The 15,271-nt window shown below is 61.0% G+C and carries 9 protein-coding genes; 5 read left to right on the plus strand and 4 right to left on the minus strand.

Features of this window, described 5'->3' with window-relative positions; translation table 11 throughout:
- Positions 1 to 3 precede the first annotated feature (3 nt).
- From V6S97_RS15145 to V6S97_RS15155, 3 genes are all read left to right on the plus strand, one after another.
- A complete protein-coding gene (locus tag V6S97_RS15145) occupies positions 4 to 957 on the plus strand; it encodes an acetyl-CoA carboxylase carboxyltransferase subunit alpha (RefSeq protein WP_112293216.1) in 954 nt (317 codons plus the stop codon).
- Between the two features lie 192 nt (positions 958 to 1,149).
- The gene (locus V6S97_RS15150) at positions 1,150 to 2,448 is read left to right on the plus strand and encodes a L,D-transpeptidase family protein (RefSeq protein ID WP_060726950.1); all 1,299 of its coding nucleotides are present in this window, start codon (positions 1,150 to 1,152) and stop codon (positions 2,446 to 2,448) included.
- On the plus strand, positions 2,445 to 2,693 hold the full coding sequence (locus V6S97_RS15155) for a sulfurtransferase TusA family protein (protein WP_003509859.1): 249 nt from the start codon (positions 2,445 to 2,447) through the stop codon (positions 2,691 to 2,693). Before V6S97_RS15150 ends, V6S97_RS15155 begins: the two co-directional genes overlap by 4 nt.
- A gap of 215 nt (positions 2,694 to 2,908) precedes the next feature.
- Here V6S97_RS15155 and V6S97_RS15160 read toward each other — a convergent pair whose 3' ends face one another.
- Together V6S97_RS15160 and V6S97_RS15165 are read right to left on the minus strand one after the other, a co-directional pair.
- Positions 2,909 to 4,063 carry a CobW family GTP-binding protein gene (locus V6S97_RS15160; RefSeq protein WP_129566333.1) on the minus strand — a complete coding sequence of 385 codons (1,155 nt, stop codon included), beginning with the start codon at positions 4,061 to 4,063 and terminating at the stop codon, positions 2,909 to 2,911.
- A 193-nt stretch (positions 4,064 to 4,256) separates the two neighbouring features.
- Entirely contained in the window at positions 4,257 to 5,312 is a 1,056-nt protein-coding gene (locus tag V6S97_RS15165; RefSeq protein ID WP_049832333.1) for a D-alanyl-D-alanine carboxypeptidase family protein, read from the minus strand.
- 224 nt (positions 5,313 to 5,536) lie between these two features.
- Between V6S97_RS15165 and V6S97_RS15170 the strand changes: the two genes are divergently transcribed.
- Positions 5,537 to 6,700, plus strand: coding sequence for a M20 aminoacylase family protein (locus V6S97_RS15170; RefSeq protein ID WP_080864763.1), 1,164 nt, complete (start codon positions 5,537 to 5,539; stop codon positions 6,698 to 6,700).
- Positions 6,701 to 7,346: 646 nt separating this feature from the next.
- Positions 7,347 to 7,646 (plus strand): hypothetical protein, encoded by a 300-nt coding sequence (locus V6S97_RS15175; protein WP_112356468.1) that lies wholly within the window; start codon positions 7,347 to 7,349, stop codon positions 7,644 to 7,646.
- 90 nt (positions 7,647 to 7,736) lie between these two features.
- Here V6S97_RS15175 and pbpC read toward each other — a convergent pair whose 3' ends face one another.
- Positions 7,737 to 9,815 (minus strand): penicillin-binding protein 1C, encoded by a 2,079-nt coding sequence (pbpC, locus tag V6S97_RS15180; protein WP_153315256.1) that lies wholly within the window; start codon positions 9,813 to 9,815, stop codon positions 7,737 to 7,739.
- On the minus strand, positions 9,812 to 15,268 hold the full coding sequence (locus V6S97_RS15185) for an alpha-2-macroglobulin family protein (protein ID WP_334427332.1): 5,457 nt from the start codon (positions 15,266 to 15,268) through the stop codon (positions 9,812 to 9,814). Before V6S97_RS15185 ends, pbpC begins: the two co-directional genes overlap by 4 nt.
- Between the last annotated feature and the right edge of the window lie 3 nt (positions 15,269 to 15,271).

A 15,271-nucleotide genomic window follows, 5' to 3' on the forward strand; every position in this document is an offset into this window, starting at 1 on the left:
CTCATGCACAATTATCTCGACTTCGAAAAACCTATCTCGGACCTTGAGGGCAAGATCATCGAGCTGAAGAAGCTTGCCGATGAAGACGAGAGCATAGACACCTCGGAGGAGATCAACCGTCTGGAATCGCGCGTCAACGACGCGATGCAGGACATCTATTCCAAGCTGAACGCCTGGCAGAAAACGCAGGTCGCGCGTCATCCGCAGCGCCCCCATTTCGTCGACTACGCCAAGGCACTGTTCACGGACTTCACGCCGCTTGCCGGCGACCGCAAATTTTCCGAAGACGCTGCCATTCAGGCGGGCCTTGCCCGTTTTAACGGCCAGCCCATCGCCATCATCGGCCAGGAAAAGGGCAACGACACCAAAAGCCGCCTGAAGCATAATTTTGGCAGCCCGCGCCCGGAAGGTTACCGCAAGGCGATCCGCGTGCTGGAACTGGCCGATCGTTTCTCGCTGCCGGTCGTCACCCTCATCGATACGGCTGGCGCCTATCCCGGCGTTGGCGCTGAAGAGCGCGGCCAGGCCGAAGCCATCGCCCGCTCGACGGAAATGTGCCTCAACGTGAAGGTGCCGATCGTCTCCGTCGTCATCGGCGAAGGTGGTTCGGGCGGCGCAATCGCGATCGCCACCGGCAACCGCGTCTACATGCTCGAACATGCGATCTATTCGGTGATCTCGCCGGAAGGTGCCGCCTCCATTCTCTGGCGTGATTCGACCCGCGCCAAGGAAGCCGCGACCAATATGAAGATCACTTCGGAAGATCTGAAGTCGCTCGGCGTCATCGACGGGATCATTCCGGAGCCGATCGGCGGCGCGCATCGCGCCCCGGAAACCGTCATCAGTGCAACCGGTGACGTCATCGCCAAGGCTCTGGCCGATCTTTCCCAGCGTTCCGGCACACAGCTGCGCGCCGAACGCCGCCAGAAATTCCTGGATATCGGCCGGAACCTTTAAGCCCGGCCTTATTTTCCTTGAATATCGCCCCAACTCGGCCATAGTCCGGTCACATCAAAAGATGTATCGGTGGCCGCGGGGGCGGATCCGATTTGAGTTAAGAAGATGTAAACGGTTAATACCGTATTTAAAATACACACGGGACGGTGTAGAACTGCCGCCGCTTCGTGCCATCGTCTTTCGGATCAGATCATGCGTTTGACACATTTTGCACTTCTTGCCTGCACCGCGCTCGTTCTTGCCGGCTGCAACGATACGCTCGAAACCGTTGAGCGCGACGTCTCACACGTCAAGAACAAGGTCGATTACCCGCTGTCTCCGTCCATTCTGGCCGAGATCGACAAAAGGGGCATGGACCGCACCTCGCCGATCATGATCCGCATCTTCAAGGAAGAAGGTGCCTTGGAAATCTGGAAAGCGAGGCGCGACAACCGTTTCGAGAAGATCGCCGGCTACGAGATTTGCGCATGGTCCGGCAAACTCGGCCCCAAGGTGAAAGAGGGTGACCGGCAGGCGCCGGAAGGTTTCTACAACCTCACTCCCGCTCATCTGAACCCGAATTCGAAATATTATCTCGCCATCAATACCGGTTTCCCGAACCGTTACGATGCCGCCAATGGCCGCAACGGCACCAATCTGATGATCCATGGCGCCTGCTCGTCCTCTGGCTGCTATTCGATGACGGATGCACAGATTCTTGAAATCTACGGTTTCGCGCGCGACGCCTTCAAGGGCGGCCAGAAAACCGTGCAGCTGCAGGCCTTCCCCTTCCGCATGACGGCGGAAAACATGGCTCGCCATCGCCAGAGCGAGCATCTCCAATTCTGGAAGATGCTGAAGGTCGGTTACGACAATTTCGAAGTCACCAAGCGCCCGCCGGAAGTGAATGTCTGCGAGAAGAAATATGTCTTCAACCAGCAGACCGAAGGCGGCAGTTTCAATGCCGCCGCCCAGTGCCCGCCGATGAGCACGCCGCCGGCACTCGCAAGCGCGCTTTCGAGCTACGAAAAGACCTACGATCTCGCCTATGCAACGGCGATGAAGAAATATGACGGCATGGCCTGGTACGACCCGAGCGAGGCGGAGCGCAAGGCGCTGGTGGCCGAAAAGCGCAAGGGCCGCGAACCCGCCTATGCGCCGACCGGCTCGGCGCTGAAAGCTGGCAAGCTGATGAAGGAAACGGAATATGCCGCGCTGATGGAGAAGAAGGCGCAGCAGGTGACGTCGTCCTCACCGGCCACAACCGCAACCGCCTCGGCCCTGCGCGGCCCGCGTCCTTCGGCCGTCCAGCCCGCCACGGCACCGCAATCGAACCCGGCACCCGCGGCACCGACGATGGTTGCCTCAGCCACCCCGGCCGCAGCCGGTCAGACCGGAGCTGCCGCCCAGAGCATCCCCGTTCCGGCCATGAACCCGCTTGCCTATTCCGCCGCACCGGCACCGGAAGCGCCGGAAAAGAAGCCGTTCTGGAAGTTCTGGGCCAAGGAATGAGCGAAACGGCCGAGATCGCTTATGACTTGAGGGGGCTTAAATGCCCCCTTCCGGTTTTGAGAAGCCGCAAGAAACTCGCAACCCTGAAGAGGGGCGATGTTCTGACCGTCGAGACGACCGATCCGCTGGCGGTGATCGATATTACCCATATGTGTAATGAAGATGGGCATAGTCTGGTTGAGACCACTGCGCTGGATAAGGGGCATCGGTTTCGGATTGTGAAGGGTGGGGAAACCGACATTTGACGGTGTCGCCGGTGGCTCACCCCCCTCTGCCCTGCCGGGCATCTCCCCCTCAAGGGGGGAGATCAGCAAGATGCGTCGTCGCCAGTACATTCGCAACGGTTAAGATGGGCGAGACCTAGCCGCAAGTCGATCTTTCCCCCCTTGAGGGGGAGATGTCCGGCAGGACAGAGGGGGGGGTGAACCACACCCACCGACCTAGGCCATCACGGCGCGACCTAGAACCGCAACCCGGAAACCGCCAACGGATTATCCGTCATCGCCTGCCTGTCCGGCCGGTCAATGCCCGGTGCACTTGTAAAGGCGGCGAACAGGTCCTTTACGAAGGCTTCCGGCAAATCCTTCGTAATCAGCACCATGCGCGTACGCTGATCGGCCGGGTCCGGCCAGGCCGCGAGGCGCTCGGGCGTGTGGAAAATATTCTGCACCCCATGCAGCACCAGCGGCCGGCCCGGATTATCCGACAGCTTGACGATCGCCTTCATGCGCAGGAGCTTTTCACCATGCGCCGAGCGCAGCAAATCCACGAACATGTCGATCGCCATCGGGCTGACCGGCTGGTCGTGGATGATCGAGAAGGACCGGATGGATGCGTCGTGCCGGTTCACATCGTGATGATGGTGATGGTCGTCGTGGTCGTCATGATGGTGGTGATGATCATGGTCGTGGTCGTGGTCGTGGTCGTGGTGGTGGTGATCGTCTGCCGCCTCTTCGCCCAGCCAGCGGCCGACATCGGCATTCTTGCTGCCGGCATCGTAAAGGCCGTTATCGAGAAGCTCCGCAGCGCTCCAGTCGGTTTTGTCACCATCCTCAATTGTCGCGCGCGGATTAAGAATCTGGAGGCGGGCTGTCAGCGCGGAAATCGTGGCGGCATCGGCAAGAGCGCGCTTGGTCATCACCAGACGGTCGGCCACGGCCGCCTGTTTCACCGCCTCCTGATGGTTATCCAGAGTGGAAAGGCCATTCACGGCATCCACCACCGTAATCATGCCGTTCAGCACGAAATTCTGTGCGATAACGGGGTTGCCCATGACCGACTGCATGACGGGGGCGGGATCGGCAAGGCCCGTGGTCTCGATCACCACCCGTTTTACCGGCTTCAGCTTACCTGTCTGGATACCATCCATCAGTTCCGCCAGCGTATCCACCAGCTCGCCACGTACCGTGCAGCAGAGGCAACCCTCCGCCAGTTCGATGATGCCCTCGCCGGCGCTTTCGACCAGCATGTGATCGATGCTGACATCGCCGAATTCATTGATGATGATCGCCGCATCGCTCATCGCGGGATCCTTGAGAAGCCGGTTGAGCAGCGTCGATTTTCCGGCGCCGAGAAATCCGGTGATGATGGAAACCGGGATGCGATCGCGAGACATGACTTGCCTGTATGTTGATGGCCGCTCCGGCAGGTCACTGGACGACGCGAAACCCGGAGCCGCATGGAGCTAAAAGAAATCGCCCGAGGCTGGAAGCCACGAGCGACATTGTAATATCATAACATCATTGGCCTGCGAATACACAAAGTGCATCGCCACCCCGGCACTGGCCCCTCAAGGCCACCACCGACGATCAGAATGTCGGGCGCGGGATCGGGATCGGCACGTTCGCGAGTTCACCCTTGCCAGCTCCCTTGGCGGCATTCACCGCCACCGTCTCGCTGCCCGGAATGAGACCGGCGAAGGAATATTCCGGCGGGCGGGTCATTTCCTGCACGTAGGGCGAATGGATGACCATGCGGCCAGCCTCGTCGCGGCTTTCGCTGCGCACCTTGGCAGCCTTCGGATTGCAGATCTCGGCGCTGACATCATTCACGTCGCCGGTATCGCCATAGGGCGCCAGCGAGGCAAGCGAAACACCCTGGCCGGAAGGCGCGGTCAGTCCCATCTGCAGCAGATCGGCCGACTGGTCGGTGCGCCCGGCAAGGCTGTCCGCGCCCAGCACGACCGTGATGACCGAGCGGCCATTGCGCACGGCTGAGGATACCTGGTTGAAGCCGGAGGCACAGATGAAGCCGGTCTTCATGCCGTCAGCGCCATCGAAGCGGCCGACCAGCATGTTGAAGTTGGCGTAATTCTTCTTGCCGGTGCTGACGCCCTCCAGCGAGAAATAATGGGCATATTCCGGGAATTCCCGCTTGATGATCAGCGCCAGCAACGCCAGATCCCGGGCGGTCGTATATTGCCCCTTGCCGGGCAGGCCATTGGCATTGATGTAACGGGTCGAGCTCATGCCCAGCCGCTGCGCCTGCGCATTCATCTGCGCCACGAAATTGTCGCTGGTGCCGCCGATGGTTTCGGCGATCGCCACGGCGATGTCATTGGCGGATTTGATGAGCAGCAGCTTCAAGGCGCTGTCCATGGTCAGCTTTTGGCCCGGCTTGAAATACATTTTCGAGGCCGGCTGGTCGGCGGCCTTCTTGCTCATCACCACTTCCGTCTGCGGGCTGATCTTGCCGGCCTTCATCTGCGAAAAGGCGATATAGGCGGTCATCAGCTTGGTCAGCGAAGCGGGATACCACTTGCGGAAGGCTTCCTGATGGGAAATCACCTTGCCGGTTTTGACATCGACCACCATTTTCGGATTGGCATTTGCCACGGGCGCCACGGCCACGAGGCCTGCGGTCATGATGGCAATAGCTGCGGAGAGCCGCCGGGCGGCGTTTGGCGATTTAAAAGTCTGTGGCAAGGCTAGTCCTCGAATTCCCGTCTTCGGTCGGGGAATGGCAATATTCACCATATATGTCCTAGCAATGGCAAAGTACATTGATTACGTCAATTATGCGGCGCACTATCCACCACGGAGGATAGGATTTTACGACACGCCGTACCGATGAACCCAGGAATGAACGAATGCCGATTTTGAACAGAGCCGCCGAACTCCAGCAGGAAGTCAGCGAATGGCGGCATCACCTGCATGAAAATCCCGAGATTTTGTATGATGTCGACAACACCGCAGCCTTCGTTGCGGAGAAGCTGAAATCTTTCGGCGTTGACGAAATCGTGACCGGTCTCGGTCGCACAGGTGTGGTCGGCATCATCAGGGGCAATCTTCCGGGCAATCGCACCATCGGCTTCAGGGCGGATATGGACGCCCTCCCAATTCTGGAGGAAACCGGCAAGCCCTGGGCCTCCAAAACCGCGGGCGCCATGCATGCCTGCGGCCATGATGGCCACACGGCCATGCTGCTTGGCGCGGCCAAATATCTCACCGAGACCCGCAACTTCGCCGGCTCCATCGCCGTCATCTTCCAGCCGGCGGAAGAAGGAGGTGCCGGCGCGCTTGCCATGGTCGAGGACGGCCTGATGGAGCGTTTCGGCATCAACGAGGTCTACGGCATGCACAATATGCCGGGCATTCCGCTCGGCGCCTTCGCCATCCGCAAGGGCGGCATCATGGCCGCACCCGACAAGTTCTCGATCACGGTCAAGGGCCGCGGTGGCCATGCGGCCCAGCCGCACCGCACCATCGATCCGATTACCATCGGCGCGCAGATCGTCGGCAACCTGCAGATGATCGCCTCCCGCAACGCCGATCCGATCCGTTCCGTCGTCGTCTCCGTCACCCGTTTTCACGCCGGTTCCAGCCACAACATCATCCCCAACGAGGCCTTGATCGCCGGCACGGTGCGGAGCCTGGATGAAACGGTGCGCGATCTGGCGCAGGATCGCATCAAGCAGATGGCGGAAGGCATTGCCCTTGCCAACGGAGCGGAAGCGGAAGTCGTCTACGAGCGTTATTGCCCGGTGACCTTCAACCACGCCACCGAGACCGACCACGCCATCCTTGTTGCCCGCGATGTGGCGGGCGAACCGAATGTCGACGCCGATGTCGATCCTTCCATGGCGGGTGAAGATTTCTCCTTCATGCTGAAGGAAAGACCGGGCTGCTTCATCTTCATCGGCAACGGCGATTCGGCAGGCCTCCACAATGCCGGTTATGATTTCAACGATGACGCCATCGCCTACGGCATTTCCTATTGGGTGAAGCTCGCCGAACAGCGCCTGGCGAGCTGACTGCCGGCGGAAGTGAAGAAAGCCGAGGACGAGATCAACCGCGATAAAGAACGCGGTTGATCCGCAGGCATCGCCGGGTTAAAGAGCAATTCAGTGTCCACGTAGCTCAGCAGGATAGAGCACAGGATTCCTAAGACAAATTGGGGGTTGCGCCCGGAAACGACGCAATCGATCTGCTCAAAGTCGGGGAAAGCTTCGCTGGTCTTCCAGCATGCCAATCCCGAGCCAAGCTCCGGAGAAATCCGGTGAAGGTGTAGAGACTGGATGGGCAGCACCTAAAGGCCTGACGGCCCATGGTGAAGGGACAGTCCAGACCACGAACGTTTTGCCCGGCAACGGCGGGACGGCGGCGAAAGCCGAAGCGGTATGAATCCTGGGGTCGGAGGTTCGAATCCTCTCGTGGACGCCATTTTTCCTGTAAAATCTTGTAAAAACAACGATGTAGATTGAGCGCAGCCTCACCCGGCGCAGCCGCCGGCCATTTGACACGTCTCTGCCTCGACCGAAGTATCGGCGACATCCTTCACGAACACGGAAAATTCAAAGCTTCAAAAGGGAACGTTGAAAGCCGGCAATTGCTTCCTATTTCCTATCAGTGATGATGAGGCGCCTGTCAGAATTGTTTGCGCTAGAGGAAGGAGATTTGATGATCGACGAATATGGTCCATATGCGCAGGTATCTACGCTTGGGGAACAGATGGCTGCCTGCTACCAGACGGATGCAAATCTCGTATTGGAGCCGCATCTGGCGCATTACATGGACGAGGTAGAGGTCAATATCGCCGCCGATAGTTTCAATCACGTTGGATTTCTGAACAGGATCAGAAGCCGGTTACAGATAACGCTGACGGCGACGACCAACCCGAGGCGCCGGGAGTTTCTGCAAGCCGTCGTGGCTGCGCTTCAGGAGCGGATCGACCGCCATTCATTCGATGTGGCGCAATAGGCAAGACGGCGGAAAAGAACTGATGAGACGCTCGCGGCGCTGTACGACGCAAGCACGGGGGGCGACCCTTTGTTGAGTTGGACGTCCCTGCTATTCGACGAAAATCCGTACACTCGAAGCACGGCCATCGGCGTCGATTACCGTGAGTGTGGAAAATCCCTGACCTTCCGGTCGCCATTCGCTGTTGCGGCGGTGGGACGCATCCGGCAAAGGCAAGCCATTGGCAAGCCAGCGGAAGGGTGCGCGCCCGCCCTGCAGCTTGAGCACCAGCGGCGAAATGCCTGACTGGCCGGAGAGCTCCACCCGCGCGCCTTCCGGCGGGTAAACGATACGCGGGGCGCTTTCCCGCCTCGATGCCGCAAGCAGGCCGCTGGCCGTCGTGGTGAAACGCCGCTGGTTGGCGGGTAGGTCGCTCACGGCAACGCGGGCGACACCGGAGGGTGCGGCCGGCATCGGCGTCACCGCCACACCGGATTTTGCGAAAGCCTCGAACAGGATCGGGGCCGCCGTTGCGTATCCGGCAACGCCCGGCACCGCGCCATTGTCAGCACGGCCAACCCAGACGCCGATGACGTGCCGCCCGTCATAGCCCACCGACCATGCGTCGCGATACCCATAACTGGTGCCGGTCTTGTAGGCGATGCCGCGCTGTTTCATGCCGAGCGGGGGCAACACGCCGGAGAGAATATCCGAGACATTCCAGATCGCGGCATCGGAGAATAACCGGTCGCCCTCCAGCCGTTCCGGGGCAGAGCGGACACCATCTCCAAGCCGCACAGGATCACCACCGCCGGCAAGCCCGGCATAGAGCTGCACCAGATCGACCAGCGAAATGCCGGCACCACCAAGGGCGATGGCAAGCCCCGGCGCTTCGCTGGTGGGCAGCACGAGCCGGACACCCACCCGCCGGAACCGCACCATCAGCGCCGAGGGACTGACCGCATCGAGCAGCTTGACAGCAGGCACGTTGAGCGACAATTGCAGCGCTTGGCGAATGCTGACATCACCCTGGTAATGCATGTCGAAATTGCGTGGCCGGTAGCCGGAAAAATCAGCCGGGCGATCCTCGATGATGGTTTCCTGCCCAATGAGGCCATTTTCGAAGGCGAGGCCATAGATAAACGGCTTGAGGGTGGAGCCCGGCGAACGCACCGCCCGGCTCATCTCCACGAAACCGCGTCTTGCCGTATCGAGATAATCCGCCGAACCGACCTCCGCCAGAATATCGCCGGTCTGCGCGTCGGCCATGACGATGGCGACGGAGACTTTGTCCTCAAGCTTTTCCGCCGCATGGCGGGCAACATCTTCCAGTTCCCGCTGAATCGGCAGCGTCAGCGTAGAGCGCACTTTGGCGGTATTCGGGAATTTCGCCCGTGCGGCAACGGCCATATGCGGCGCATAGGAGGGAAGATCGCGCCTGCTGGAAGGCACATCTGCAAGAGCCGCCCGCGCCGCCTCCCCGTCGCCCACCACGCGCTCGACGGCAAGCCGTTGCAATACGCGCTCCCGCGCCTGCTTCGCCGCCTCTGGAAAGCGATCCGGGCGGCGTTTTTCCGGCAATTGCGGCAGCGCCACCAGAAGAGCCGCCTCCGCCGTATCCAGCCGGCCCGGCTCCTTGCCGAACCAGGCAAGGCTTGCGGCCCTGACGCCTTCGAGATTGCCGCCATAGGGTGCGATATTCAGATAGAGATCGAGGATATCAGCTTTGCTGAGCCTTCTTTCGATCTGGAGAGCACGCACGGCCTGCAGCAATTTCGCCGAGAATGACCGGTCGGCGCGCGGCTCGATCAGCCGCGCCACCTGCATGGACAACGTCGATGCGCCGGAAACGATCCGGCCGTTGCTGGCCAATTGCCACGCGGAGCGCAGAAGCGCCCAGGGATCGACCCCGTGGTGATCGTAGAAACGCTGATCCTCGTAAGCGACCAGCATGCGCAGTAACTGCGGATCGACCTCGGCCGCCGTGGTTTTGAGCCGCCAGCGGCCATCTGCTGTCGCAAAGGCCCGCAGCAGTTTGCCATCGCGATCCAGCACCTCGAAAGATCGCTGCCGTGCGGCCTCCAGCGGCGGCGGATAGGCCTTGTCCAGCGCATCGAGACCGAAGGCCGCGCCGCCCAGAAGCAACGCGGCCGTCACGATGCCAACGATGATTGCCTTTTTCCGGCTCATGGGGTTGCCGAGCGCACCTCCATGCGGCCGGTTGCCGTGCGGGCGGCAAATTGCGGCCGGTACATATCCTCAACCGAAGCTGCCGGATGATCATAGGTGCCGGGGGTAACAGCACGGACCACATAGGCGAGCGCAATTTCCGAACTGTCACCGGCAGAGCGGTCGAAGGCCGCCACGAAACGGTCGTAACGGAACTCGGTATGGGCCGCTTCTGTTTCCGGCAACCAGTCGAAATTCGACAGTTCCGCCGAATTGACGAGGCTGGGATTGTCGATTTCGAAGCCGGAGGGCAGCAGATCCGTCACCAGAATGCGCGACTGCCAGTTATTCTTCGGTACGATATTCAGCACCACAACATAACGCTCGTTCTGCGTGACCTCGCTCGGGTTCACCTCCTCGCCATCCATGGAATAATAGGTGCGGGTGATGGTGAAGCCTTCGCCGCCGGCAGCGAGCGGCTGGGCCGGGGGCGCCACGGTGGTGACAACAGCCGTGACCGGATCGGCCGAGGCATTGGCGATCTTCAAGGGAGCTGCCAGCAATTCATCGCCGCTCATCCGCTTGCCGAAACCGCCAGTCTGCAAATCACCATTCACATCGAGACGGATATCCTTGTCCTCGCCTTTGACAGCGCGGGCGGCAAGCAGCATCCATGCCTGTTCCTGGGTGCTGGTATAGGGCTTCTTTTCCCATTCCTTGGCCACGGCACCGGCAAGCTGCGGCACGACGGCCGGAACCGGACGGCTTTCGGCCGCAAGCGCCAGCGTCGCCGCACCATCGCGCAGGGCGGAACCATAATCCGCACGCGCGAGGCTGACATTGGTGGCGCGGCTTGCCATATCGAGCGAAGCGCCGAACACGGTCTTCGAACGGGCCTGATCGCCGTAAAGCGAAAGGGCGGCGGCAACCTGCGCCTTGGCAAGCGGCGTCGGGAAATCGGCGAGCGCCGTATCCGCGTAATATCTGAGATCGTTGATCGCCGCCTTGCGGTTGCGCGCCAGCACATAAAGCGAATAGGCGATCTCGTTGCCGCGATCCTTGACATTGCTGTCATAGGAAAGACCGTTCTGCAGGTTGTTCAGCGCCTGCACCATGGCCGCTTCGGGAACGTCGTAATTCTGCTCGCGCGCCCTTGTCAGAAAGTCGCTGATATAGGCATCCAGCCACAGATCGCCATAACCAGGCGACCAGAGGCCGAAACTGCCCGAACTCGACTGGAAGGACAGCACACGGTAGATCGCTTCCTGCACCCGCTTGCGGGTATCAGGGTCCTCAGCCATGCCGCTGTCCTTCGTCAGTTCCGAGACATAAAGCAGCGGCAAAGCGCGGCTCGTCGTCTGCTCGGCGCAGCCATAAGGATATTTGTCCAGCATCATCACCAGCGCCGGAATATCGAAGGCGGGCGAGCGCGTGACGTTGACGGCGACCGAGGAGCCGAGCAGCATGCTGTCGGCCAGAAGATCACCATTGATCGTCAGGCTGCTGTTCGGCGCAATCTTGATTTCGCGCCGCGTCGTCACCGGCAGGACAGCCGGACGCACAGGAACGTTCAGAACCTGCTCCAGCGAAACACCCGCGGCATTGGAAACCTTGATGGTGATCGCGCCATTGCCGGGCTGTTCACCCGTCAGCGGCACGGTCAGCGAAGACTTGCCGCCTTTCTGCAGCGCCAATGTCTGCGACATCTCTCCCTGATCGACGGTCAAGGCCGTGTTGCTGGTCACATCCAGCCGGTAATCGCCGGCCTCGCCATCCGTATTGGCGATATCGAGTCGCAATTGCGAGACATCGCCGGGGGCGAGGAATTTCGGCGCGCTGGCCGTGACTACCACGGGATCGCGGATGATGGCATCGGAGACGGCATGTCCTACGCCTGTCTTCGTCCAGGCCACCGCCATGATGCGGGCCGTACCGTTGAACTGCGGAATATCGAAGCTCACCGTCGCCTTGCCGTTAGCGTCGAGTTCGACCGGACCGGCAAAGAAGGCTACGAGCTTTTCGGTGGGCGGGCTGCCCTGAAGGGCCGCCCCTCCGCCGTCACCGCCGGTGCGCAGCCGGCCGGTGGCGCCAAGCGAACCATCGATCAGCCGGCCATAGAGATCGCGGATTTCCAGCCCCAGCCGGCGCTGGCCAAAATACCATTCATCGGGCTTTGGCGGTTCATAGCGGGTGAGGTTCAATATGCCGACATCGACGGCCGCAACGATGGCATAGGCCTTTTCGCCGACGCCAGTGCCCGCAACCGTGATCGGAATTTCAAGCGGCTGGCGCGGCAGTGTTTTCTGCGGCGCGCCGAGGGTGACGGCAAGCTTGCGCTCAGCCGGATCGACGGCGAGCCATTTGATACCGATGGCGCGCATCGGCATGCGGCTTTCCTGCGCATCGCCGGGGCGGAACAGCGTGGCGGTGACGTAAGCGCCCGCACCCCATTCCTCGGTGACCGGAATGTCGATCTCGCCGCCATCCTCACCGACCTCGGCATTCTGCACGGCAATCAGCTTTTCCGAACCTGATGTCACCATCAACTCACCGGCAAAACGCGAGGATACCTTGAGTTTGGCCGTATCGCCGATCTTGTAGCTCTGTTTGTCGAGGGCAATTTCCAGTGCATCCGGCGTTTCCGTCGAGCTTGCCTCGACGTAGAAGCCGGCATCGAATTCGACGCTGGAAACCGGTGCGCCGTTACCCGCGCCCTCCACTTCCAGCCGGTAGCGGCCCCAGGTGACGGGCACGGAAATCTCGCCGCCATTGGCATCGACGGACAAGGTGCCCGCTTCCTGCTGCTTGGTATATTCCACCGGCTCGTAACGCCAGGAATTGCCCTGACGATACCATTGATAGTTCCGCTCGACCTTGATGAGCTTCCAGTTGAGGCCGTTCATCGCCTGCCTGGCGCCATCGGCGCTGACGCCGATGATATGGAAACGGCCGACGGAATTCTGGGCGAGATCGCCCGAAAACTGCGGCTTGATCCCGATAACAGAGGCTTCCGCCTTGATAGGCAGCGTCAGCGAGCGCTCCACGGCGCGGCCACCGGCTTCGCGCATGCGCACAGTGATGTTGGCGGAAAGAAGTTGAGTGGTGGAGGGCAGATCGGTGAGGTCAACATTGAAACTCGCCTTGCCCACTTCGTCCAGCACCGGCAGGTCGGCGAGCGCGGTGCGGTTTTCCTCTTCGCTTTCCTCATCCGCCAGACCGAAGAAATAACCTTCGAAATCGGCGCTGGTGCGCGTCGGCTTGATCGCGACCTCGCCTTCCAGCGTCAGACCGGCGGCCGGCGCGCCATAGAGATAACGGCCATCGACGTCGATTGCGGTCTCCGCTCCCGGATCGATCTGTTTCGCCTTGCTCGAGAGGTCGAACTCGGTGCGATCAGGCACGAAATCGTCGACGAGAAAGCTCTTTTCGCTGATCGCAGGCGTTTTCGGGTCGGTATGGATGCGCAATGTCCAGGTGCCGCGCATGGCATTCGCCTGCAGCGGCAGATCGACCGCATGGCCGCCCAGCGCCTTGCCGTCGCTGACGAAGCGCCGGTCTTCGACACCGTCCGGGCGCGAGAAGATGAAGGTGAGCGGCAGATCCTCGATTGCCTTGCCGTCGACATCACGGGCAAGCGCTGCGGCATGCACGGTCTCGCCGGCGCGGTAAATGCCGCGCTCGGTCCAGCTGAACACGTCGATCGCGCCGGGCGCTGCACGTCCCGTCACGCCGCGATCCGAGAGGTCGAAGCCTGCGCGGGTCATATCGAGGAAGACGTAGTCCTTGTCGCCGTTACGCGCGGTGAGGATGGCAGGCGCCTGCGCCGCCGTGCCGCGCATCAGGCCGGCGGAGAATACCGCGCGGCCGTCCGCATCGGTTTTCGCCGTGCCCAGCACCTCGTTATTCTTAGCGAGCAGCTGCAAATCCACGTCCGCAAGCGGCTTGGCGCTGCCAAGGGCTCGGACGAACACATTCAGCCCATCGGTTCCGGCATAGGTGGTGATGCCGGTATCGGAGACCAGGAACCATTGTGTGGCGCGTGAATCCCACGTTTCCGGCGCGGTGCCAGGCGGCACGGCGGTCAGCACATAGATGCCGGGCTTGCGCTCCGGCAAGGCCTCATCCACCGGGAAGCTCGTCACCACATCCTTATTGAGATTGGGCTGGATATCGATCGAGCCCTGCCAGACGAGTTCGCCGATCTCGTTTTCGATGCGGTCGGCATTGTAGCCGTCCATCTGCGTCAGAAACTGGGAGTTTGCGAGCAGCGAGGTGATGTTGCGGTCGCCAACGCGATAGAGCTTCAGGTCGGCCTTGTCGGCATTAACAGAGACAATGGGGATACCGCGACGGGCAGTACCCGGCAGCACGAAATTCTCACCCGTGAAGCGCACGCTGGCGGCACGGTCACGCACGTAAATATCGAGATCGACCTGCTTTTCCAGCGGCTCTTCCACCGAGGAAGGCAGACCGGCGCGCAGCGCGATCTTGTAACGCTGGCCATGGGTGAGGCCTTCGACGCAAATCTCGCTGCCCTTCGCTTCGATGGCCTTGGGGGCTGCCCCATCCAGCGTAATGAAGGAGGAATAATCGACACCGTTCTTCACCAGCGGCTCGGAAAACTGCACGCAGGCGCGCGGGCTGACGCTATCCGTATCCACGGTATTATTGATGACGCGGAAACCCTGTCGCGTGCGCAGATCGGCATAGGCCGCCTTGGTCTGCGCATTGTCGGTAAGCGCAAGGCTCTCCTTATAGGCATTGAGTGCTGCGCGATAATTCTGGGTTCTTTCGAAAGCCTTCGCCAGCCGGTTCAGGGCCTCGGTGCGGGCGCTGACGGTGCGGCTCAGCTGGTAGGCATTGATGGCGGCGGAAGCGGCCTGCCCGGCAATCGAATAATTATCGGTGACCTGCGCCGCCTTTTCGGAAAGCTCCGCCCAGAGCGCGCCGTCGTCAGGCGTGATAGCAAGCGCCTGTTTATAGGTCGTGACCGCATCGGGAATATTGCCCGCGGTTGCCTGCTGCCGCGCCGTCTGCACGAGGGCTTCCACGCCCTGTCCGCCTTCACCGTCATTCGCCGCAAGGCCGGATTTCAGCCGGCGCGCTTCCTGCTGCAGACTGTCAGTGACGAAGGACAGGCGTTGCGGCGCGCCGATATCGGTTTCCGCTACCACTTCCACGATCTTGCCGGCAACCGCGCCGGGGAAAGCGTTCAGCTGATTGAAATCCGATTTGAGGAAGCACCATTTCACCTTGGGATTGTAGGTGAAGGCCTTGCAGACGGTATCGCCTACGCAAATCTCGCCGCATTGCTCCAGCGAGACATTCTGCTCAGTGCGAAGATCGAAGCCGAAATAATCGCCGTTTTGGGTGGTAACAACCTTGCGGGAGGGCTCCGCCGCCATGGCTGGCGGAAAAATGAGGGCGGCCGAGGCCACAACCAACGAAATCCGGACGAGCGCGCGCAACGACATCAG

The sequence above is a fragment of the Agrobacterium sp. CCNWLW155 genome (assembly GCF_036888815.1).
GTDB classification, from domain to species: Bacteria; Pseudomonadota; Alphaproteobacteria; order Rhizobiales; family Rhizobiaceae; genus Agrobacterium; species Agrobacterium radiobacter.